Annotated in this window: 20 protein-coding genes and 2 tRNA genes; 10 read left to right on the top strand and 12 right to left on the bottom strand. The window is 70.8% G+C overall.

The annotated features are described in order from the left end of the window. The first annotated feature begins 19 nt into the window (after positions 1 to 19). The 3 genes from ACZ7LY_RS10460 (at position 20) to pknB (ending at position 5,119) form a co-directional block, all read left to right on the top strand. The gene (locus tag ACZ7LY_RS10460; protein WP_471624111.1) at positions 20 to 1,447 is read left to right on the top strand and encodes an FtsW/RodA/SpoVE family cell cycle protein; all 1,428 of its coding nucleotides are present in this window, start codon (positions 20 to 22) and stop codon (positions 1,445 to 1,447) included. After that, on the top strand, positions 1,444 to 2,904 hold the full coding sequence (locus ACZ7LY_RS10455; RefSeq protein WP_471624110.1) for a peptidoglycan D,D-transpeptidase FtsI family protein: 1,461 nt from the start codon (positions 1,444 to 1,446) through the stop codon (positions 2,902 to 2,904). The genes ACZ7LY_RS10460 and ACZ7LY_RS10455 overlap by 4 nt, the downstream gene beginning before the upstream one ends. A 202-nt stretch (positions 2,905 to 3,106) precedes the next feature. After that, positions 3,107 to 5,119, top strand: coding sequence for a Stk1 family PASTA domain-containing Ser/Thr kinase (gene pknB, locus ACZ7LY_RS10450; protein WP_471624109.1), 2,013 nt, complete (start codon positions 3,107 to 3,109; stop codon positions 5,117 to 5,119). A gap of 108 nt (positions 5,120 to 5,227) precedes the next feature. Here the strand turns inward: pknB and ACZ7LY_RS10445 are convergent, their stop codons facing one another. Genes ACZ7LY_RS10445 through ACZ7LY_RS10420 form a run of 6 tightly spaced genes read right to left on the bottom strand, consistent with a single transcriptional unit; the run spans position 5,228 to position 9,939 of the window. Continuing rightward, complete coding sequence (locus ACZ7LY_RS10445; protein WP_471624108.1) at positions 5,228 to 5,968, bottom strand: class E sortase; 741 nt, start codon at positions 5,966 to 5,968, stop codon at positions 5,228 to 5,230. A 52-nt stretch (positions 5,969 to 6,020) separates the two neighbouring features. Then, positions 6,021 to 7,532, bottom strand: coding sequence for a class E sortase (locus ACZ7LY_RS10440; protein WP_471624167.1), 1,512 nt, complete (start codon positions 7,530 to 7,532; stop codon positions 6,021 to 6,023). Between the two features lie 5 nt (positions 7,533 to 7,537). Then, the gene (locus ACZ7LY_RS10435; protein ID WP_471624107.1) at positions 7,538 to 8,194 is read right to left on the bottom strand and encodes an aminodeoxychorismate/anthranilate synthase component II; all 657 of its coding nucleotides are present in this window, start codon (positions 8,192 to 8,194) and stop codon (positions 7,538 to 7,540) included. Beyond that, entirely contained in the window at positions 8,191 to 8,370 is a 180-nt protein-coding gene (locus ACZ7LY_RS10430) for a hypothetical protein (protein WP_471624172.1), read from the bottom strand. The genes ACZ7LY_RS10435 and ACZ7LY_RS10430 overlap by 4 nt, the downstream gene beginning before the upstream one ends. A 22-nt stretch (positions 8,371 to 8,392) precedes the next feature. Then, a complete protein-coding gene (locus tag ACZ7LY_RS10425) occupies positions 8,393 to 9,118 on the bottom strand; it encodes a class E sortase (protein ID WP_471624166.1) in 726 nt (241 codons plus the stop codon). 29 nt (positions 9,119 to 9,147) lie between these two features. Next, a complete protein-coding gene (locus ACZ7LY_RS10420; protein ID WP_471624106.1) occupies positions 9,148 to 9,939 on the bottom strand; it encodes a DUF881 domain-containing protein in 792 nt (263 codons plus the stop codon). Between the two features lie 153 nt (positions 9,940 to 10,092). Between ACZ7LY_RS10420 and crgA the strand changes: the two genes are divergently transcribed. After that, positions 10,093 to 10,350, top strand: a complete 258-nt coding sequence (crgA, locus tag ACZ7LY_RS10415; RefSeq protein ID WP_471624105.1) for a cell division protein CrgA — start codon at positions 10,093 to 10,095, stop codon at positions 10,348 to 10,350. A gap of 310 nt (positions 10,351 to 10,660) precedes the next feature. Here the strand turns inward: crgA and ACZ7LY_RS10410 are convergent, their stop codons facing one another. Then, complete coding sequence (locus ACZ7LY_RS10410) at positions 10,661 to 11,557, bottom strand: rhomboid family intramembrane serine protease (RefSeq protein WP_471624104.1); 897 nt, start codon at positions 11,555 to 11,557, stop codon at positions 10,661 to 10,663. 169 nt (positions 11,558 to 11,726) lie between these two features. Further along, complete coding sequence (locus tag ACZ7LY_RS10405; RefSeq protein ID WP_471624103.1) at positions 11,727 to 12,254, bottom strand: peptidylprolyl isomerase; 528 nt, start codon at positions 12,252 to 12,254, stop codon at positions 11,727 to 11,729. A gap of 350 nt (positions 12,255 to 12,604) precedes the next feature. Between ACZ7LY_RS10405 and ACZ7LY_RS10400 the strand changes: the two genes are divergently transcribed. The 3 genes from ACZ7LY_RS10400 to ACZ7LY_RS10390 all read left to right on the top strand — a co-directional run bounded on the left by ACZ7LY_RS10400 (position 12,605) and on the right by ACZ7LY_RS10390 (position 14,319). Next, on the top strand, positions 12,605 to 13,333 hold the full coding sequence (locus ACZ7LY_RS10400; protein ID WP_471624102.1) for a DUF5324 family protein: 729 nt from the start codon (positions 12,605 to 12,607) through the stop codon (positions 13,331 to 13,333). A 102-nt stretch (positions 13,334 to 13,435) separates the two neighbouring features. Further along, positions 13,436 to 13,795 (top strand): PadR family transcriptional regulator, encoded by a 360-nt coding sequence (locus ACZ7LY_RS10395; protein WP_471624165.1) that lies wholly within the window; start codon positions 13,436 to 13,438, stop codon positions 13,793 to 13,795. 167 nt (positions 13,796 to 13,962) lie between these two features. Further along, positions 13,963 to 14,319, top strand: coding sequence for a hypothetical protein (locus tag ACZ7LY_RS10390; RefSeq protein WP_471624101.1), 357 nt, complete (start codon positions 13,963 to 13,965; stop codon positions 14,317 to 14,319). A 133-nt stretch (positions 14,320 to 14,452) separates the two neighbouring features. Here the strand turns inward: ACZ7LY_RS10390 and ACZ7LY_RS10385 are convergent. Beyond that, positions 14,453 to 14,525: transfer RNA gene (locus ACZ7LY_RS10385), tRNA-Ala, on the bottom strand. Positions 14,526 to 14,707: 182 nt separating this feature from the next. Between ACZ7LY_RS10385 and ACZ7LY_RS10380 the strand changes: the two genes are divergently transcribed. Together ACZ7LY_RS10380 and ACZ7LY_RS10375 are read left to right on the top strand one after the other, a co-directional pair. Further along, on the top strand, positions 14,708 to 15,256 hold the full coding sequence (locus ACZ7LY_RS10380; RefSeq protein WP_471624100.1) for a helix-turn-helix domain-containing protein: 549 nt from the start codon (positions 14,708 to 14,710) through the stop codon (positions 15,254 to 15,256). A 583-nt stretch (positions 15,257 to 15,839) separates the two neighbouring features. Next, positions 15,840 to 17,492, top strand: a complete 1,653-nt coding sequence (locus ACZ7LY_RS10375; protein WP_471624099.1) for a serine/threonine-protein kinase — start codon at positions 15,840 to 15,842, stop codon at positions 17,490 to 17,492. On the opposite strand, the gene ACZ7LY_RS10370 is transcribed toward ACZ7LY_RS10375, so the two are convergent. Together ACZ7LY_RS10370 and ACZ7LY_RS10365 are read right to left on the bottom strand one after the other, a co-directional pair. Continuing rightward, entirely contained in the window at positions 17,458 to 19,014 is a 1,557-nt protein-coding gene (locus ACZ7LY_RS10370) for a hypothetical protein (RefSeq protein ID WP_471624098.1), read from the bottom strand. The two genes, ACZ7LY_RS10375 and ACZ7LY_RS10370, sit on opposite strands and share 35 nt — an antisense overlap. A 194-nt stretch (positions 19,015 to 19,208) precedes the next feature. Then, the gene (locus tag ACZ7LY_RS10365) at positions 19,209 to 19,337 is read right to left on the bottom strand and encodes a DLW-39 family protein (RefSeq protein ID WP_003999697.1); all 129 of its coding nucleotides are present in this window, start codon (positions 19,335 to 19,337) and stop codon (positions 19,209 to 19,211) included. Between the two features lie 317 nt (positions 19,338 to 19,654). Between ACZ7LY_RS10365 and ACZ7LY_RS10360 the strand changes: the two genes are divergently transcribed. Next, a complete protein-coding gene (locus ACZ7LY_RS10360; protein WP_471624097.1) occupies positions 19,655 to 20,002 on the top strand; it encodes a DUF6344 domain-containing protein in 348 nt (115 codons plus the stop codon). Between the two features lie 701 nt (positions 20,003 to 20,703). Here ACZ7LY_RS10360 and ACZ7LY_RS10355 read toward each other — a convergent pair. Continuing rightward, positions 20,704 to 20,777: transfer RNA gene (locus tag ACZ7LY_RS10355), tRNA-Ile, on the bottom strand. Positions 20,778 to 20,816 lie beyond the last annotated feature (39 nt).

Below are 20,816 nucleotides of genomic sequence, written 5' to 3'. Positions count from 1 at the left end.
TTGGGGGCCTCAGCACGCCATGAGTAGTAGTTCCACGACCCATACGTCGACCATCGGCGCCATCGGCGCGCCCAGCCGCCGCAACACCGAGCTGATGCTCCTGGTGTTCGCCGTGGTCATCCCCGTGTTCGCGTACGCCAACGTGGGCCTGGCCATCGACGGCACGCTCCCCGCGGGCCTGCTCGGCTACGGGCTCGGCCTCGGCCTGCTCGCGGGCGTCGCGCACTTCGTCGTACGGAAGTTCGCGGCGTACGCGGACCCGCTGCTGCTGCCGCTGGCGACCCTGCTGAACGGGCTGGGCCTCGTCGTCATCTGGCGGCTCGACCAGTCGAAGCTGCTCCAGTCGATCCATCAGGCGGGCAGCGCGGCGCCCAAGCAGCTCATGTACACGGCCATCGGCATGGCCCTGTTCATCGCCGTCCTGGTGTTCCTCAAGGACCACCGGGTGCTCCAGCGGTACACGTACATCTCGATGGTCGGCGCGGTCCTGCTCCTGCTGCTGCCGCTCGTGCCCGGGCTCGGGCAGAACATCTACGGCGCGAAGATCTGGATCCACGTCGGCGGCTTCTCCATCCAGCCCGGTGAGTTCGCCAAGATCGTCCTGGCGATCTTCTTCGCGGGCTATCTGATGGTGAAGCGGGACGCGCTGGCGCTGGCCTCGCGCCGCTTCATGGGCCTGTACCTGCCGCGCGGGCGCGACCTCGGCCCGATCCTCGTGGTCTGGGCGATCTCGATCCTCATCCTCGTGTTCGAGACCGACCTCGGTACGTCCCTGCTGTTCTTCGGGATGTTCGTCGTCATGCTGTACGTCGCCACCGAGCGGACCAGCTGGATCGTCTTCGGTCTGCTGATGTCCGCGGTCGGCGCGGTCGGCGTGGCCAGCTTCGAGCACCACATCCAGCAGCGTGTGGACGCCTGGCTCGATCCGATGAAGGAGTACCTGCTCAGCCGCCAGGGAGCCCCGGGCCACTCCGAGCAGGCCATGCAGGCGCTGTGGGCGTTCGGTTCGGGCGGCACGCTCGGCACCGGCTGGGGCCAGGGCCACTCCGAGCTGATCCGCTTCGCCGCCAACTCCGACTTCGTCCTCGCCACCTTCGGTGAGGAGCTGGGCCTGGCCGGCCTGATGGCGATCCTGCTGATCTACGCGTTGATCGTCGAGCGGGGCGTCCGTACCTCGCTGGCCGCCCGCGACCCGTTCGGCAAGCTGCTCGCCGTGGGTCTGTCCGGCGCGTTCGCCCTCCAGGTCTTCGTCGTCGCCGGCGGTGTCATGGGGCTCATCCCGCTGACCGGTATGACGATGCCGTTCCTCGCGTACGGCGGTTCGTCCGTCATCGCCAACTGGGCGCTCATCGGCATCCTGATCCGGATCAGCGACACCGCGCGCCGCCCGGCGCCCGCCCCCGCTCCCAGCCCCGACGCCGAGATGACCCAGGTGGTCCGACCGTGAACAAGCCGCTGCGCCGCATCGCGATCTTCTGCGGGCTGCTCATCCTGACGCTGCTCATCCGGGACAACTGGCTGCAGTACGTCAAGGCCGACTCGCTCGCCTCGGACGACGACAACCGCCGCGTCACCATCGAGCGCTACTCGAAGCCGCGCGGCGACATCATCGTCGACGGCAAGTCGATCACCGGCTCGAAGGCGACGTCCGGTACGGACCTGAAGTACAAGCGCACCTGGAAGGACGGGCCCATGTGGGCGCCGGTCACCGGGTACTCCTCGCAGGTCGTGGGCGCCAACCAGATCGAGAAGCTCGAGGACGGCATCCTCACCGGCAACGACGACCGCCTCTTCTTCCGCAACACGCTCGACATGATCACGGGCAAGAAGAAGGAGGGCGGCAATGTCGTCACGACCCTCAACGCCGCCGCGCAGAAGGCCGCGTACGACGGTCTGAAGAACCGGGGCAAGGGCGCGGTCGCCGCGATCGAGCCGTCCACCGGCAAGATCCTCGCGCTGGCCTCCACGCCGTCCTACGACCCGTCCTCGTTCGCCGGGAACTCCACGCAGGACGGCGAGACGTTCGCCAAGCTGGACAAGGACAAGGACAAGCCGCTCCTGAACCGCGCGCTGCGCGAGACGTACCCGCCGGGCTCCACGTTCAAGCTGGTGACGGCCGCCGCCGCGCTGGAGAGCGGGAACTACGGGCCGGACCAGAAGACGGACACCCCGCTCCCGTGGACCATGCCGGGCACCACGACCCCGCTGAAGAACGAGGGCAACATCCCCTGCAAGAACGCGACGCTGCGCGAGGCGCTGCGCTGGTCCTGCAACACCGTCTTCGGCAAGATCGGCGCCGACCTCGGCAACGACAAGATGGTCGAGGAGGCCGACAAGTTCGGCTTCAACAAGGAGCAGTACACCCCGGTCCGCGCGAACGCCTCGGTGTTCGACGACGACATGAACACCTCGCAGACGGCACTGTCCTCGATCGGCCAGTACAACACCGCCGCGACCCCGCTCCAGATGGCCATGGTCGCCTCGGCCATCGCCAACGACGGCACGCTCATGCAGCCGTACATGGTCGATGAGCTGAAGGCGCCGAGCCTCGACACCATCGAGAAGACGGAGCCGAAGAAGCTGAGCGAGCCCCTGTCGAAGGAGAACGCGCAGAAGCTCCAGTCGATGATGGAGACCGTCGTCAACACCGGCACCGGAACCAACGCCAAGATCCCCGGCGTCACCGTCGGTGGCAAGACCGGTACCGCCCAGCACGGTGTCGACAACAGTGAGAAGCCGTACGCCTGGTTCGTCTCCTACGCCAAGACCAGCTCCGGTTCGCCGGTCGCGGTCGCCGTGGTCGTCGAGGACGGCAGCGCCAACCGTGACGACATCTCCGGTGGCGGTCTGGCCGCGCCGATCGCCAAGAGCGTGATGCAGGCGGTCATCGGCAACAAGCGGTGACGTAGGCGGTGCCTGGTTCACCGCTCCTTGTGAGCCCGGTCACCCGGGCTTCACATCGGCGCACGTGGCGATACCGGTCCTGTCACGGGTCCCGGTGGTGGCCAGGTCACGCTGGGCAAGCCGGGTACGGTATGCCCGGACAGCACACCGGCAGAGCCCGCACGGGACGGTCGGGACCGACGGAGAGGGCTGGTAGGTAACCATGGAAGAGCCGCGTCGCCTCGGCGGCCGGTACGAGCTGGGCCAGGTGCTCGGCCGTGGTGGCATGGCCGAGGTCTACCTCGCGCACGACACCCGGCTCGGCCGCACCGTGGCGGTGAAGACGCTGCGAGCTGACCTCGCGCGCGATCCGTCGTTCCAGGCCCGGTTCCGCCGGGAGGCCCAGTCGGCCGCCTCGCTCAACCATCCCGCGATCGTGGCGGTCTACGACACGGGCGAGGACTACGTCGACCAGGTCTCCATCCCGTACATCGTGATGGAGTACGTCGACGGGTCCACGCTCCGCGAGCTGCTGCACAGCGGCCGCAAGCTGCTGCCCGAGCGGGCCATGGAGATGACCATCGGCATCCTCCAGGCCCTGGAGTACTCGCACCGCGCCGGCATCGTCCACCGCGACATCAAGCCGGCCAACGTCATGCTGACCCGCACCGGCCAGGTGAAGGTCATGGACTTCGGCATCGCCCGCGCCATGGGCGACTCCGGCATGACGATGACGCAGACCGCGGCCGTGATCGGCACCGCCCAGTACCTCTCGCCCGAGCAGGCCAAGGGCGAGCAGGTCGACGCCCGCTCCGACCTGTACTCCACCGGCTGTCTGCTGTACGAGCTGCTGACCGTGCGGCCGCCGTTCGTCGGCGACTCCCCGGTCGCCGTCGCCTACCAGCACGTACGGGAAGAGGCGCAGCCCCCGTCGGTCTTCGACTCCGAGATCACGCCCGAGATGGACGCCATCGTCCTCAAGGCGCTGACCAAGGACCCCGACTACCGCTACCAGTCGGCCGACGAGATGCGCGCCGACATCGAGGCGTGCCTGGACGGCCAGCCCGTCGCGGCGACCGCCGCCATGGGCGCGGTCGGCTACGGCGGCGACGACCAGCAGACGGCGATGCTGCGCCCGCAGAACGGCGGCGCGGCCCCCACCTCGATGCTGCCCCCGGTCAACCCGGACGACGGCGGCTACGGCTACGACGACCGCCCCGACCGCCGTAAGCAGGGCAAGAACCGCACGTCGACGATCCTGCTGATCCTCGCGGGGCTGCTCGTGCTCGTCGGCGCGATCTTCATCGGCAAGTCCCTCATGGGCGGCGGCTCCGGCAGCGACAAGATCGACGCGCCGAACCTCGTCGGACTGAAGTACGCCGCGGCCGAGAAGAAGGCGGCCAACGTCGACCTGAAGGTCTCCAAGGGCGACTCGATGGAGTGCGCGGCCCAGCCCAAGGGCACGGTCTGCGAGCAGGACCCGGCCGACGGCAGCTCGGTCGCCAAGGGCGACACGATCACCGTCCGGATGTCGACGGGCGCGCCGAAGGTCGCCGTCCCGTACGTCATCGGCGACAGCCTGGACGACGCCCGCGCCAAGCTGGAGGGCTCGGGGTACAAGTTCACGGTGGAGACGCAGTCCAAGGAGTCCAGCACCGAGGACCCCGGCACCGTCCTCGACCAGACGCCCAGCTCGGGCAAGAAGGTCGAGAAGGGCAGCACGATCACGCTGACGGTCGCCAAGAAGAAGCAGCTCGTCACCGTGCCGAACGTGTCGGGCGGCAACCTGACCTGTGATCAGGCCACGAAGCAGCTGGCGGACAGCGACCTCAAGGCCACCTGCACGGAGGAGGAGAACGGGGCGGAGGCCGGCAAGGTCTTCTCCCAGTCGCTCGCCCCGAGCAGCCAGGCCGAGCCGGGCTCCACGGTCCAGCTCAAGGTCGCCAAGGCGCCCGCGCAGAAGCCGGTGCCCTCGGTGATCGGCCAGAAGGTCAAGGACGCCAAGAAGATCCTGCAGGACGCCGGCTTCACGAACGTCACGTTCGCGGGCGGCAGCGACCAGGGCGACGACGCCCGCGTCATCCAGCAGGACCCGGCGGCCAACACCCCCTCCGACCCGGCGAACACGACGGTGACGCTGACCACCATCGGCGGCGGCAACGGCAACAACGGGAACGGCGGGGACAACGGCGACAACGGCGGCGGCGGTCTCTTCGGCGGCGCGTTCGGCCAGTGACCCGTAGCGTTGTCCAGCGCTGAGCCCCGGCCCTCCGGTCACGGAGGGGTCCGGGGCTCAGCGCTGTGGCGGGTGCCCGCTGGATCGGTGCCGGCGGGAGTTCAGGGGCTAGCGGAGTTCCTTGGGCGGGGTGCGGTCGCTGTCGACCTTCTCGACGCGCGCCAGCTCGCCCCAGACGACGTACCGGTAGCGGGAGGTGTAGACGGGCGTGCAGGTCGTCAGGGTGATGTAGTGGCCCGGCTTCTCGCGGCCGGACTCCTTGGGCACCCGGTCGAGGACGTCCACGTTGTACTTCGTGGTCTGCGGCAGCGTCGCGTAGACCTTGTACACGTACCACTTGTCCTTCGACTCGAAGACGATCGGGTCGCCCTTCTCGATCTTGTCGATGTTGTGGAACTTGGCGCCGTGCCCGTCCCGGTGGGCGGCGAGCGCGAAATTGCCGTCCTTGCCGGTGGTGGGCAGCGTCGCCTTCACGGGGTCCGTGTAGTAGCCGGCCACACCGTCGTTGAGGATCTCGGTCGAGGTGCCCTTCTTGACCAGCACCTCGCCCTTGCTCATCGCCGGGACGTGCAGGAAGCCGATGCCGTCCTTCGTGTCGAGCGCGCCGGGTCCCTTCGCCTGGGCCCAGTGGTCGCGCACCTTGTCGCCCTGCCGGTGCGCGGCGCGGTCCGCCACCACGTTCGTCCACCAGAGGGAGTACACGACGAACAGGCCGAGCAGGACGCCGCCCGTGATGAGGAGTTCGCCGAAGAGGCTGACCGCGGTGGCGACGGGGCCGCGGCGGGGCGGGCGCGGGCGCGCGGAGGCCGTCGCCGGGGCCTCTTCCTCGTGGTCGGTCGTCGCTGCCACTGCCTTGTCGCCCCGTCCTGTGCCGTGAGTGAAACCGCTGCCGAATGGTCGCCTAGCCGACGAGCGCGTCCGGCTTCCCCTTGCTGCGCGGTCGCTCCTCGACCATCTTGCCCCAGACGATCATCCGGTACGTACTGGTGAATTCGGGCGTGCACGTCGTCAGGGTGATGTAGCGGCCCGGCTTGGTGAACCCGGAGCCGGCCGGCACCGGGTTGATGACGGCGGTGTTCGACGGCGATGTCTGCGGCAGGATGCTCGCCATCTTGTACACGTAGTACTTGTCCTGCGTCTCCACGACGATCGGGTCGCCGGGGCTGAGCCGGTTGATGTAGCGGAACGGCTCGCCGTGGGTGTTGCGGTGGCCGGCGAGGGCGAAGTTGCCGGTCTTCGCGTCCGGCATCGCGGTCGGGATGCTCTGCTTGTCGTAGTGCCCGACCAGGCCCTTGTCGAGCACCTTGGTCTTGCTGATGCCCTCCGCGATCGGTACGACGACGTCCAGCTTCGGGATGTAGAGGATCGCGAAGCCCTGTCCGGGCTCGAAGGCGCCGGCCTTGCGCTTGCCGCTCGCCCAGTCGTTCTCCAGGTGATGGCGCGCGCTGCCCGCGATGTTGTGGGCCCGCACGTTGGACCACCAGAGCTGGTAGGTGACGAACAGCAGCATCAGCACGCCGAGCGTGATGAAGGTCTCGCCTATGGCCCGGCTCGCCACGACACCAGCGGTGGGCTTGGCGGCGCGGGCCGCCTTGCGCGCCTCCACGCGGGACAGCGGCCGGCCGTCGTCGTCGGACGCGGTGTCGGCCGGTGCGGGCCCGGACGCGCGGCGCCTGCCGCCGCCCTTCTTCGCCGCCCGCCGCCGCTCGGCCCGCCCACCGGTGACGGGCGCCGCGTCCGCGTCATGGGGGGTGGGGGGCGCGGGGTCGGGGTCCGGGGCGGGGGTGTGGTCCGGGGCGTGGTCCCGGTCCGGGGGCGCTATTCGGCGGGCGCCCGCGCCGGCGCCGCCGCCCGCGTCGGACGAGCGCAGCGCCACCGTCTCGTCGCCGCGCGGGGCCTGCGGGTACGCCGGGTCGTAGGAGGCAGGGTCGTACGCCTGGGGGTCGTAGGGGGCAGCCGGGTGCTGCGGGCCGGGTCCGGTCGGCGGTACGGGGACCTGCGGGACGGCCTGCTGTGCGGGGGGCGGGGCGCTGCCGTACCAGTTCTGGGCGTACCCCTCGGGGTCGTACCACTCCGGCTCGGGCTCGATCCGCGCGGGCGGGGTCTGGGGGGCGTACGGTTCCTGCGGGCCCTGAGGTGCCTGCGGCGCGTGGGGGTGCTGGGGTGCGTACGGCGCGTTCGGCGCGTACGGAGCCTGGGGCGCGTGCGGTGCCTGGGCGTGCTGGGGCTGCTGCGGGCCCGCGTTCGAGCCGTCGTGCCCGTCGTGGGCACCGTGCCCCTCGTGCCCGTCCTGCGCGTCCTGCGCGCGGAACCACGGCGACGGGTGCCGCCCCGGCAGCGGGTCGTTGAGCGGGTCGTCCAGGCGGCGCACGGCCTCCTCGAACTCACCGCCGCCGTGCTGCTCGGGGCGCAGCGCGGTCACGCCGAGGCCCTGCCCACGACCGGCGCGAGCCCCGCCGATCTGGCCACGGCGCCCGTGTCCCCGCAGGCGGCGAGCCAGTTGGCGAGCATCAGGTGGCCGTGTTCGGTGAGCACGGACTCGGGGTGGAACTGGACGCCTTCCACGGGCAGTTCCCGGTGGCGCAGGCCCATGACGATGCCGTCCTCGGTGCGCGCGGTCACCTCAAGGGCGTCCGGCACGGTCCCGGGTTCGGCGGCCAGCGAGTGGTAGCGCGTCGCCGTGAACGGGTCGGGCAGCCCGGCGAACACGCCCTTGCCCTCGTGCCGCACCAGCGAGGTCTTGCCGTGCAGCAGCTCGGGCGCCCTGCCCACCACACCCCCGTACGCCACCTGCATCGACTGCATGCCGAGGCAGACGCCGAAGACGGGGACGCCGGTCGCGGCGCAGTGGCGGACCATGTCGACGCAGACGCCCGCCTGTTCGGGGGCGCCCGGGCCGGGGCTCAGGAGCACGCCGTCGAAGCCGTCCTGGGCGTGCGCGGTGCTGACCTCGTCGTTGCGCAGGACCTCGCACTCGGCGCCGAGCTGGTAGAGGTACTGGACGAGGTTGAAGACGAAGCTGTCGTAGTTGTCGACGACGAGGATGCGCGTCGCTCGGGAGTCTCGGGTGCTCACTGGCCGTCCACCGTCACGTCGTTGAAGGGCAGCAGGGGCTCGGCCCAGGGGAAGACGTACTGGAAGAGCACATACACGACCGCGAGGACCAGCACGAGCGCGAGCAGTGCCTTGATCCACACGTTCCCCGGCAGATGCCGCCAGATCCAGCCGTACATGCCGGACGCTCCCTCCACACCGTCTGCGTACCGGACCAGACTAACGGCGCAGGGCCTTCGGTTTCCCGGCCTCCACAGGCTGAGTGGAATCAAGATGCCCCCAGACGATCAGCCGGTGGCTGTGGCCCCACTCCGGCTCACAGGTCGTCAGGGTCAGATAGCGGCCCGGCTCGGTGTACCCGGACTTGCGCGGCACGGGGTCGATGACGGCGACATCGCCGGGCAGCGTCTTGTAGGGCTGGGTGTCGATGACGTACGTGAACCAGGTCGTGCCGTCGGTGAGGACGACCGGATCGCCGGGGCGCAGCTTCGGGAAGTCCTTGAACGGGTCGCCGTAGGTGCGCCGGTGGCCGGCGACCGCGAAGTTGCCCTTCTGCCCGAGGCGCGCGGTGCCCGCGTAGTGGCCGAGGCCCTTCTGGAGCGTGGCGACCTCGGTGTTCTGCAACACGGGCTTGTTCCACGTGAAACCAAGCCGCGGGATGTACATGACGGCGAACGGCTTCCCGTCGGCGTACGCGGGCTGCTGGGGCGGGGCGGCGGCGGTCGGGGACGGGCCGGGCGCGCCGGAAGGGCTGGGCGCGGGGGCGGCGGGGGAGCCGGTGGCGACCGGGCGCCTGGCCCACTGGCTCTGGAGGTCGTCGATCTGCCGGTTCATCGCGCCGTCTGCCTTCACACCGGTCCAGAACAGGACGTACGTGACGAACAGCACGATCAGGGCGCCTACGGTGATGCACAGTTCGCTGAACGTCCTGATGACGACTCGCACCGACACCCCCGGTGTCCGCTCCTCGCCCGCTACTCCACGGGCTGCGCGTAGTGGAGATCCACTGTGCCCGAGTAACCCGGAAGAGTCACCGTCCCGTCGTCCTCCACTTTCCAGCCGAGGCCGTACGCGTTGACGTAGAGCATGTAGTTCTGGATCTGGGGCGAGGCGGCGACGGCCTGCTTGAGCTTGTCCGGGTCGCCGACCGCGGTGATCTTGTAGGGCGGGGAGTAGACGCGGCCCTGGAGGATCAGCGTGTTGCCGACGCAGCGGACGGCGGAGGTCGAGATCAGCCGCTGGTCCATGACCTTGATGCCGGTGGCGCCGCCGTGCCACAGCGCGTTCACCACGGCTTGGAGGTCCTGCTGGTGGATCACGAGGTCGTTGGGCTGCGGCTCGGGGTAGCCGGGGAGCTTGGCCGTGGCGTTCGGCGGGGCGTCGTCGAGCGTGACGGAGACGCCCTGGCCGGTGACTTTCTTGGTGCCGGCCGCCTTCTCCAGGCCGTCCACCTTCTTGTCCTCGGCCTTGGTGGAACCGTCGTCGCCCTTGACGAGCGCCTCGACGTCGTCCCGTACGCCCGTATTGGCCTCTTCGAGCGCCTTGTTCTTGTGGCTGCGCTCCTGAATGAGGTCGGACAGTTCCAGAAGAGACGTGTCCGTACGGATATTGGTGCCCTTGGCCGTATTGAAGCTGGTGAAGAAGATCAGCCCGGCAAGGGCGAAAACAGCCACTGTGAGAAGGCGCACGGGACGGAAACGACCGCGGGGAGAGCCCTTCGCGGGCTCCTCACCCCGGCCGGTGCGAGGGTCGGCAGAATTGCTCAACGTACCCTTATCTCCTTCACCGCCGCGGAAGCACTACGCTAACGGACGCCCGGGGGAGCGATCAGACCGCTGTGACGTTGCGCTTGTACGCTGCTCCGGAGCCAGCCCACTTTCCCTGCGCGGTCACGCAGCGCATCGACAGGAGAGCCACTCGTGCCGAAGTCACGTATCCGCAAGAAGGCCGACTACACGCCGCCGCCGTCCTCGAAGCAGGCGGCGAACATCAAGCTGACCAGTCGCGGCTGGGTCGCCCCGGTGATGCTGGCGATGTTCCTCATCGGACTCGCCTGGATCGTGGTCTTCTACGTGTCCGACGGCTCGATGCCGATCGATTCCCTCGGCAACTGGAACATCGTGGTCGGGTTCGGTTTCATCGCGGCCGGATTCGGTGTCTCCACGCAGTGGAAGTAGCACCCCTCGCCCGTATCACCCGTACCTCATAGCGCACGTACGGCCTCTTCCGCCAGCTCTCCCCAGAGCTGTCCACTGAGTTATCCACAGGGGTTTCCACAGCGGGGGAAAAGGTCAGACGATCTGTGGATAACTCACAGCGTGTTGACGCCGGTGTGACCGGTGAGGTTACGGCCGGTCATCTGTTCGCCCCTTGCCCTTCCTGGGAAAACCCAGCTCAGGGGCGAGGGGCACCGGCGTACCCCGCCGCATGCACAACATTCCGCACGCGCTGTGGACAACACCGGTCGACATCGGTGGAGAAGCGGGCTCAGGTGAGCTGCGCGGTGCGGACGAGGACCATCACGACCACCGCCAGGAACACCAGCGCGCAGACCCCGTACTGGATGAGCGCGCGGCGCTCGCGCGGGGCGTGGACCATGGCGTATCCGATGATCACGCCGCCGACGAGACCGCCGACGTGCGCCTGCCAGGAGATGTTCAGGCCGGGGCCGAAGGACAGCAGCAGGTTGATCACGAGCAGCGCGAGGATCGGCCGCATGTCGTAGTCGAGGCGGCGCATCAGGACCGCCGTCGCGCCGAACAGGCCGAAGATCGCCCCGGACGCCCCCAGCGTCGGCGTCTGCGGGGCGGTGAACATGTACACGGCGGCGCTGCCGGCCAGCCCCGACACCAGGTACAGGGCCAGATAGCGGGCCCGGCCGAGCGCCTGTTCGAGAGGGCCGCCGAGCCACCACAGGCTCAGCATGTTGAACCCGATGTGGAAGACCTCGGTGTGCGCGAACATCGAGGTCACCAGCCGGTACCACTCCCCGCCCGCGACGCCCTGGTTCGGCACGAAGGGCGCGGGCGGCCAGGCGCCGACGAGGACGAGGTCGTCGAGCAGCCTGCTGCTGACGTGGACCGCGATGAACACCGCGACGTTGATCCCGATGAGCACCTTGGTGATCAGGCGCGGGTCGCCCGCGATCCGGCCGCCGGCGAGCGTGCGCGGCTGGGTCGCCGTGGGCGCGTGGCCCGTACCGGAACCGCCGCGCACACACTCGGGGCACTGGAACCCGACCGACGCGCTGACCATGCACTCCGGGCAGATCGGGCGCTCGCAGCGGACACAGCGGATGCCCGTGGGGCGGTCGGGGTGACGGTAGCAACCGGGCAGGTCCTGCGCGTCCTGCGGTTCCTGCGGGCTGCCGGGCGCCTGGTCCATGACGGTCTCGTCACCTCGGGTCTACGGGCTGGGGGGCCGGGTCTGGGGGCGCGGGCCGGTGTCCGCGCCGGGGGCCGGTGGCTGGGGCGGGGCCGGTGTCCGCACCGGGCGGGACGTGACGTCGCCCCACCCATCCTTACGGACGAGCGGGGCGAAAAGGTTCCCTCGGTCAGCGCGTCTCGACGGTCACCGACTCGATCTTCACGTCCTCGACCGGGCGGTCCGTACGCGGGTTGGTCGGGCTCTTGGCGATGGCGTCCACGACCTTCCGGCTCGCGTCGTCGGCGACCTCGCCGAAGATCGTGTGCTTGCGGGTCAGCCAGGCCGTCGGCGAGACGGTGATGAAGAACTGCGAGCCGTTCGTGCCGGGGCCCGCGTTGGCCATGGCCAGCAGATACGGCTCGGTGAAGGCGAGGTCGGGGTGGAACTCGTCCCCGAACTGGTAGCCAGGGCCGCCCGTGCCGTTGCCCAGCGGGTCGCCGCCCTGGATCATGAAACCGGCGATGACGCGGTGGAAGACCGTGCCGTCGTACAGCGGGGCCGTCGTCTTCTCGCCGGTCGTCGGGTCGGTCCACTCCCGCTCGCCCTTGGCGAGTTCGACGAAGTTCTTGACCGTCTTGGGCGCGTGGTTCGGCAGCAGACGGACCACGATGTCGCCCTGGTTGGTCTTGAGTGTGGCGTAGAGCTGCTCGGCCACGATCCGCCTTCCGTCGATGGTTGTACCGCCGTCGATCCTCGCACGGCGAAGGAGCCCCGGCCCCCGGTGGAGTTGTCAGGATTGTGTGCGCAGGGTCTCGGCACCCGGTTGTGCACGGAGGGTTTCGGCACCCGCGAACCGGTCAACCCGTGACAGCAGCGGCGCACACCGCCACGGACCGTGGCTCTGTCGCCGCCAGGCCCCAGAAAAGCCGCTTACCGGTGCTCACTGCTCACTGAGTCCTGGCAAGCCTTACCACCGCGTTACCACCGCATTGGCGCTTCCGTGAGGCATGATCCGTAAAACGGTGGAAAGGTGAAAAACTGTACGCCACCGAGGAGGAGGTTCCCGTGACCCGCATCGACAGCGTGCGTGCCGCGACCGGCTCGGCCAAGGACAGCGTGCTGCACGCCGCGGAGGCGGTGGCGCCCTACGCCGAGACGGCCAAGGACCGTGCCGCGCAGTACGCGCAGGAGGCGCGCGGCGCGCTCGGCCCGAAGGTGACGCAGGCCGCGCACCAGGCCCGCGTCCAGTACGAGGCGCATCTCGCCCCGCGTCTTGAGCAGGCTCGCACGCACGTCCCGCCGAAGGTCGACCACGCGGCCCAGGAGGCCGCGGCCCGCACCCGCAAGGCCGCCCGCCAGGCCGCCGACTACTCCCGCCCGCGCATCGAACAGGCGCGTGCGGCCGCAGGTCCCGCCCGCGAGGAGGCGACGGCCCGCAGCGCCGCCGCGCTCGCCGCCCTGCGCGGACAGGTCTCGCCGAAGGAGGTCCGCAAGCTGGTGCGCAAGCACGAGCGGCGGGCCCGCGTCGGCCGGCTCGCCAAGGGCCTCGCCATCGCCGGTGTGCTCGCCGGCGGCGCGTACGCCGCGTGGCGGTGGTGGGACAAGCAGGCCAACCCGGACTGGCTGGTGGAGCCCCCGGCCGCCACCGAGGTCCCGGACAGCTCGCCGCTGACCTCGGTCGACGGCAGCGGCCAGTTCGGCGAGCAGGACCTGCTCGACCCCGAGGTCCAGGCCAAGCAGGCCGAGGCGGAGTCGGACGGCTCCTCGGGCACGGGCGACGACAAGAAGAGCTGACAGCACCGGCAAGGGCCTTTCTTCGGATCAGGCCCCGGAGCCGACAGCCGCCGGCAGGCACCGCGGCATCTTCCGCGCAAGCCCCTCTCACCAGGAACCGACCTGGCGGGAGGGGCTTTCGCGTGCGCGCGGACCACCCTGCTCATCCTCACGGCCCTGGCGGACGCCCCCCGCCACGGCTACGCCCTCGCACAGGAGGTCCTGACGATCTCTCAGGGCCGGGTCCAGCTGCGGGCCGGCACCCTGTACGGCTCCCTGGAGCGCCTCCAGCACGAGGGCCTGATCGAGATCCACAGCGAGGAACGCGTCGACGGCCGCCCGCGCCGCACGTACACCCTCACCCCCGAGGGCCGCGCCACCCTCACCGACGAGATCCGCCGGCTCACCGCCACCGCGCGCGAAGCCACCCGCCGCCTCCGCCGCTCCGCCTCCGCCTCGAACCCCGCGGGAGCCACCGCATGAGCCCCCGCCCGTTCCCCCGTGGTCTCCGCCGTGTGTTCCCTCGGGTGTTCCGCCGCCCGAGCGCCGCGCCGGCCCGCGCGTCCTCGCCCTCTATCCCCGTGCGTACCGCGAGGCCCACGGCCCCGAGATCCAGCAGCTCTACGCCGCCGCCACCGCGGACGCCGGTCGTGCGGCCCGCGTACGCGCTCCGGGTCCGTTCCGACCTCGGGCCCGCGCTGGCACTGGCGGTGCTCACCGCGCTGCCCGCGCTCGCCGCCGCGCTCGCCGGAGAGAACGCCCCGGCCCTCGGCCTGATCGCCCTGCTCCTCCCTGCGATGATCGCCCTCGGCGTCAGGGCGCCCCGCCCGGGCAGCGGCCCCCGGCACGTCCTGGCGATCCTGACGGCGACGGCTCCCTGGGTACTCGCCCCGGCCGCCTCCCCCATCGGCGCCGCCCTCGTGGCCACGGCCCTGGCGACGGCGTGGACAGCGGGCCACCTGGTCGGGCGGTTCCGGCGTGCCCGAAGGGCGGGCGCCGTCGTCTGAACGAACGGACATCGCGGCGCCCCGGGCACCTGGGGCACTGGGACTCTGGGGCGCTGGGATACAAAAGGCTGAAGGCTAAAGACCAAAGGCTCCCTGACCGGCATTTACGCAGGTCAGGGAGCCTTTCGGGATGTGGAGCCTAGGGGAGTCGAACCCCTGACATCTGCCATGCAAAGACAGCGCTCTACCAACTGAGCTAAGGCCCCGAAAACGATGCGCCCCCTCGACAACCCCGTCCCGGGCGAGCACCGCAGACCAGAGTACCGGGTCATCCCCCGGATCTCGCAAAAGGATTGGGGGTCCCGGTGGACGACCACTCTCCGTAAGATGCCCCACGGTGCTTCGCGGCAGCGAAGGGCCGTACTTGGGGAAGCGATGGGGAGACGCAATGGACGCCGCACAGCAGGAAGCTACCGCTAGAGCCCGGGAGCTCCAGCGGAACTGGTACGGGGAGCCCCTCGGGGCGCTCTTCCGTCGCCTCATAGAAGACCTGGGCCTGAACCAGGCCCGCCTCGCCGGTGTCCTCGGCCTGTCCGCGCCCATGCTGTCCCAGCTCATGAGCGGCCAGCGGGCCAAGATCGGAAACCCCGCGGTGGTCCAGCGCGTCCAGTTGCTCCAGGACCTCGCCGGCCAGGTCGCCGACGGCAGCGTCAGCGCCGCCGAGGCCACCGAGCGCATGGACGAGATCAAGAAGTCCCAGGGCGGGTCCGTGCTCACCAGCGCCGGTCAGCCCTCCACCGGTTCCGGCGCCCCGACCGTCAAGCGCGTCGTCCGCGAGATCCAGTCCCTCCTGCGGTCCGTGGCAGCGGCCGGCGACATCATCGACGCCGCCGACTCCCTCGCCCCCACCCACCCCGAACTGGCCGAGTTCCTCCGCGTCTACGGCGCCGGCCGCACCTCCGACGCCGTAGCCCACTACCAGTCCCACCAGAACTGAACCCGGGGGCGGGCGAGTTCAGGGCGCGGCAGTTCAGCGCAGGGAAGTTCTGGGCCGGGGCCGGGGAGACGCCGGGTGGGTCGGCTGAGCGCCGGGGCTGCTTGCGGGGGCGCCGGGTGGGCTGAACCGGCGCCGGGGAGCCCTGGTCCGGGGATTTGGCTTACGCCGGGGAGCCGTGCGGGAGTTGAGCGGGCCTCCGTACGGGTACACATCGCCGCGACAGCAGGACACGGGTGCGGTGCGCTATTTAGTTGGTACGGGGGCCAGGGCTCGGGGCGCCGGGAGGCAGTGGGATTGGGACGGGGGGCCAGTGGGCTCGGGGCGCTCGCGGGCCCGGGTTCGGAGGTGGGAGGCCGCGGGCTCGGGGTAGCCGACCGGGGCGCCGGTCGCCGTCCGGTGCGCGAGCGCGGGCCCGCCCCGACTCGGAGCCTGCGCTCCGGAGGGGCGCTGGCGCTCGCGGCATCGACATGGCGGGCGGGCTGTCCGTCGCCGGCCGGGGCCCTCCGCACCGGCCGTTCGACCGGAACCGTCCGACCGAGTGGGCCTGCGCAGCACGGGTCCGGGAGGGGAGCGACGCACGACCATGGGTGAGGTCTTCGCCGGGCGCTACGAACTGGCCGACCCGATCGGCCGCGGGGGAGTCGGCGCGGTCTGGCGAGCCTGGGACCACCGGCGCCGCCGCTATGTCGCCGCCAAGGTCCTCCAGCAGAGCGACGCCCACACCCTGCTCCGCTTCGTCCGCGAACAGGCCCTGCGCATCGATCACCCGCACGTCCTCGCCCCCGCCAGCTGGGCCGCGGACGACGACAAGGTCCTGTTCACCATGGACCTCGTCGCGGGCGGGTCCCTCGCCCACCTGACCGGCGACTACGGGCCGCTGCCGCCGTACTTCGTGTGCGTCCTGCTCGATCAGCTCCTTTCCGGTCTCACCGCCGTGCACGCCGAGGGGGTCGTGCACCGGGACATCAAGCCGGCCAACATCCTGCTGGACGCCACCGGCACGGGCCTGCCGCATCTGCGCCTGTCGGACTTCGGCATCGCCATGCGCAAGGACGAGCCGCGTCTGACGGTCACGGACCACGTGCTGGGCACGCCCGGGTACATCGCTCCCGAGCAGGCCCTCGGCGCCGAACCCGACTTCCCCGCCGACCTGTTCGCCGCCGGCCTCGTAGCCCTCTACCTCCTCGAAGGCGCCAAGCCCGACTCCCAGGCCCTCATCGAGCACTTCGCCGAGCACGGCACGCCGAGCGCTCCGCGGGGGGTGCCCGGTCCGCTGTGGGACGTGCTCGCCGGGTTGCTCCAGCCCGACCCGGAAGCGCGGTTCCGTACGGCGACGGGGGCGCGGAAGGCGTTGCTCGCGGCCTCGGAACTGCTGCCGGATCCAGGGCCCGACGACGAGTTGATCGAGGTCTTCGACCATCTCGGGCCGCTGCCGCCCGGGTTCGGTCCGGAAGGCCCCGCCGCGCGAGGCCGCCGCGCCCGCTCCCCGCACGGGCCGGCCCCTGCCGGGTCGGATCAGGGCCCCGCCACGGCTCCCTCCTCCACAACCACCTCCACCTCCACGTCAGCGCCCTCTCCCGTCCCAGCTCCCACGCTCCCTCCCACACCCAATTCCACGCCCACGCCGACGCCGACGCCCGGACCAACGCCCGCACCCACGCCCACGCCCGGACCAACGCCCGCTCCCACGTCATCACCCACCCCCGGTTTCCCCGTACCGCCGGCGTTCCCCGCGCCGCCTGCCGTCCCGCCCCTACCTGTGACGCCCCCTCCTTCCCCCGCTGTCAGCGACCCAACGCGACCTCGGCCCGCAGGCCACCCTCACCCTTCCTCCGCACCGGGAACCTCCCCCACACCCGAGACCTCCCCCACGCCCGAGCCATCCGCCTCCTCGGAGACCTCCGCCATGTCGGAGACGGGTAGCTTCCACCTGCCGCCGCCCGCCGCCGCGCCCCTCAGTCCTGCGCCACCCCCCGTCTCTCGCCCCGCGCCAAGCCCCGCTTCCGCCCCGTCCCCTCCCACGGCCGCTCCCCCTGTCCCCGCGCCCCCGCACCACGCCGCTCAGGCCACCCGAGTACATCGAGCAAACCCCCGACGTCGTCACTCTCTGTACGCACGCCGCGACGCAGGAGTTCCCGGACGGCGTCCAGGGCCACCCGTTCGAGTGGCGGTCCCGGTGCTTTTCCTCGCCCTGGTCTGCTTCACCGTAGGAATCTGGGCGCTGACGCAGACCTGAGGCGTCCCCGGGCCCCGCGCTCCGCCCGCCGCAATCGCCATACATCCCGGGCCCGCCATCCGCCCAGCCACAGCACGAGCAGCGCCCCCGTGCCGATCCCGGCGACGCCCACCGCCGTCATGACCGGGCTCCGGCCCGCCGCGTCGGCCGCCGCACCCGAGACACCCGAGCCCCCGGCACCGCCGGCCGCACCAGGCCCCGTACCCGAAGCGGAGGCCGACGCGGAGGCCGACGCCGGGGCCGAAGGCTCGCCCGACGCGCCCCACACGGCCCCGCCGTCCCCGCGCTGCGCCGCCCGCCGGTCCGCCGCCGTGACCTGGAACTCCCCCGGATCGCGCACATAGTCCGGCGCCTTCCCCGGCTCCCCGTCGACCGTCACCCGGAGCGTGGCCCGCGCCGTCGCACCCGCGCCGAGGCCGTTTGCGACGTCCGGGTTCAGGGAGACCCGCAGGTAGTACCAGCCCGCCAACCGCATCGCCGCCCGCCCGTCAGCACCGGAGAGGAAACGGTTCTCGTACGCCACGGGAGGCAGCGGCGCGAAGGTCGTCGAGGCCGACTCGCCACCCCCGTAAGCCGCCTGACGGGACGCCACCGAGGCGCGCGCCGGGTTGTACAGCGCCACATCGAGCGCCCCCGGCACGAACCTCCCGCCCCGGCCACCGCCGCTGCCCACCTCCGCGCTCACCGACAACCGTTGCCCCCAGTCCACCGGAACACGGAAGAAGCGGCTCTGGCCAGGCGCGATGTCATCGGCCCAGGCGCCGTCCGTGAGCGCGCGGGCGTCGTTGAAACCGGTGCCGCCACTGCGCCGCACGCCCTCGCCGCCCGGCGCGGACGCGGAGGCGGAGGGCGAGGCGGACGACGTGCCGGTCGGGAGGGGCGTGACGAGGCCGGGTTCGGTGGCGACGTGCAGTTCGAGTCCCCAGGGAGCCCGCGACGCATCGGAGGCGGTCATGCGTTCGACCACCATGTAGTACGTGCCGGCGGTCTGGCAGCGCGCGCCGGGGACGCCAGGTCGTACGAGTCGTTCCGCGACGGCCGCGACGGGCCGCGGAAAGCCGCCGGCGCCGAAGGTCGCCCGCCGCGCGTCGCACCGATGGCCCTGAGCGTCCTGGAGCGTGAGCGTGATGCCGTCCGTGTAACCCGCGCGCGCGGAGCGGCCCTGCGGCGGGACGGCGATGGCCGAGGCGTAGGCGGCAGCGGCGCCGTCGAGGTCGACGCGGTAGAAGGAGCGTGCGGCCGGGCCGCTCTTCGCGCCCGCTCCGAGAGTGCTGCGGTAGGTCTCGCCGGGTACAAGTCGCGCGGCGTCAGCGCTGGTGGCAGCGGCGTCGACGGGCTGTGCGTCCTTTGCGAACACGTACGTCCCCGCGTCCGGCGCGGTCGCCGCCCCGGCTGCCACCGTTACCGGCACCGCCACTGACACCGACGCCGCGAGCAGCACACACAGCCCCGCCGCGCCGACGGCCGCGCCCGGGCCCCGGCCGCCCCGCCCTCGTACCGGCCGCCTGTTCCGTCTCCCCATGGACGGTCATCCTGCCGCCCGAGGAGCCGCACTGTCCGGCATGCGACGGAATCCCGCCACTCATTTGCCGCCGCAACGCCCTCCCGGCACCCCGGAACGCCGAAGCACCAGAAGGCCGGAACACCGGTACGCGCACAGCACAAAGCCCCGGCCGCTAGCAGCGACCGGGGCTTCGCGGAGTCTGGTGTCGATACTCACGAACCCGTGGGCACGGAGTCAGTCGCCTCCGTCCACAGATCCTGCTCGGCGCGATCCGCCTGGATCTGGCGGTACACGAGGAGCCCGCCGATGGCGGCCAGTGCGACCAGGAGAAGCTTCTTCACCGCGCGACCTCGTCTTTCCTTGACGTAGGGGACCTCTGGCGCCCGACTATACACACCGACCGATACCGATCGGTGACCTGGATGGGGCCCAACTCCCGCAGGCCGAAAAGCAGTAGAAGCGGACGTCTCCCCTCCACCGTCACACCCTCCGCGCGCCCCTTCCGCGGCCTCACACGGCACCTTTCGTCCCCTTACCTCCATCCGAGTGCTGTTTATCGGAAGATCGACGCGCCATGAGCGTCGGTCCCGCACTTCGGACTCCTCGTACACATCATGAGGAAAGTACGCAAATCGCCCAACCCGAAAGTGAGGTCGTCATGGCCCGGAACAAGGTCCTGACGCTGTGGACCGTCGTCATCTCCGCCTTCATCGCTCTCTTCTCCGCCCTCGGCCTGGTCTCCCCGGCCACCGCCGCCACTCCGGTACAGCAGACCGAGGAGGCGAGCAAGCCCGCGGTCAGCGCCCCGGCGAGCGTCGCGGCGGCCCGCCCGTTCTGGGCATTCAAGAGGTCCCTGCCGCCGACGATGAAGCAGCGCATCCACGCCGAGGCCCACGGTTCCGCCCCGAGCCACCGCCAGCGTCCGCCGGCCGAGACCGAGCAGAGCGACAGCGCCGCCGCCGACACCACCGCGCTGGCGAACGAAGCCCTCACGGCCCAGCCGTAGCCCCGCACCACCCCGCAAGACCTGACGTGACTGATGCACTGACGTACCCGCAACACCGCACAACCCAGCACCACCACACGCAGCACACAGCAAGCACCACGTGCACTGCCGTACGTACGGGAAACAGCTCCACGAGGCCGCCGAGCAGGCGCACCCCGCGCGGGCAGCAGACGGCAGACAGCAACTACCGCACGACCACGCGCGCGTACGCGTACACGTACACGTGAGTACGCAGGACAGCGCGCGGAAGCCCCGACGCGACGCGAACAGCAGACGAAGAACAGAACCTCCGAGCACCACCCCACGCACGCTTAGAGAACCGGCAAGCCCCGCATGCGCAAGCAACGTACGCCTCTCCAGGCCAGGCCCCAGCCTCTCCGGCTGCGCGGGCCCGTTCCGCATGCGCGCCGGCACCCGAGTCCGAGCCAGACCCCTGAGAGCGCCCTGAGACGCACAGGCGACGCCATAGAGCGCCTGAGGACGGGCACCCGGTAGCTGTTCTCACCCAAGGAGGTGCGCAGCCCGTGACCGTCCCCCTCGCGTACAAGGGCCTTGAGTTGATGCCCGACTGGTTCGTCGTCCTGGTGGGCGTCTTGGTGGTGGTCGGAATCGTCGTAGCCGGCCTGCGCAACCGCTGACCCAGGAAGAATCCGGAACGACAAAAGACCCCCGGCCCTGGTGGACCGGAGGTCTTCATGATGTGGGGCTAACAGGATTTGAACCTGTGGCCTCATCCTTATCAGGGATGCGCTCTAACCAACTGAGCTATAGCCCCGCCGCGCTCTGCGGTGTGTGTCCCGCGCGCTGACTCCTG

The sequence above is a fragment of the Streptomyces sp. NPDC107550 genome, assembly GCF_055639095.1.
The sequence above is the reverse complement of the archived record's forward strand: the minus strand, read 5'-3'. Positions and strand labels throughout refer to the sequence as shown.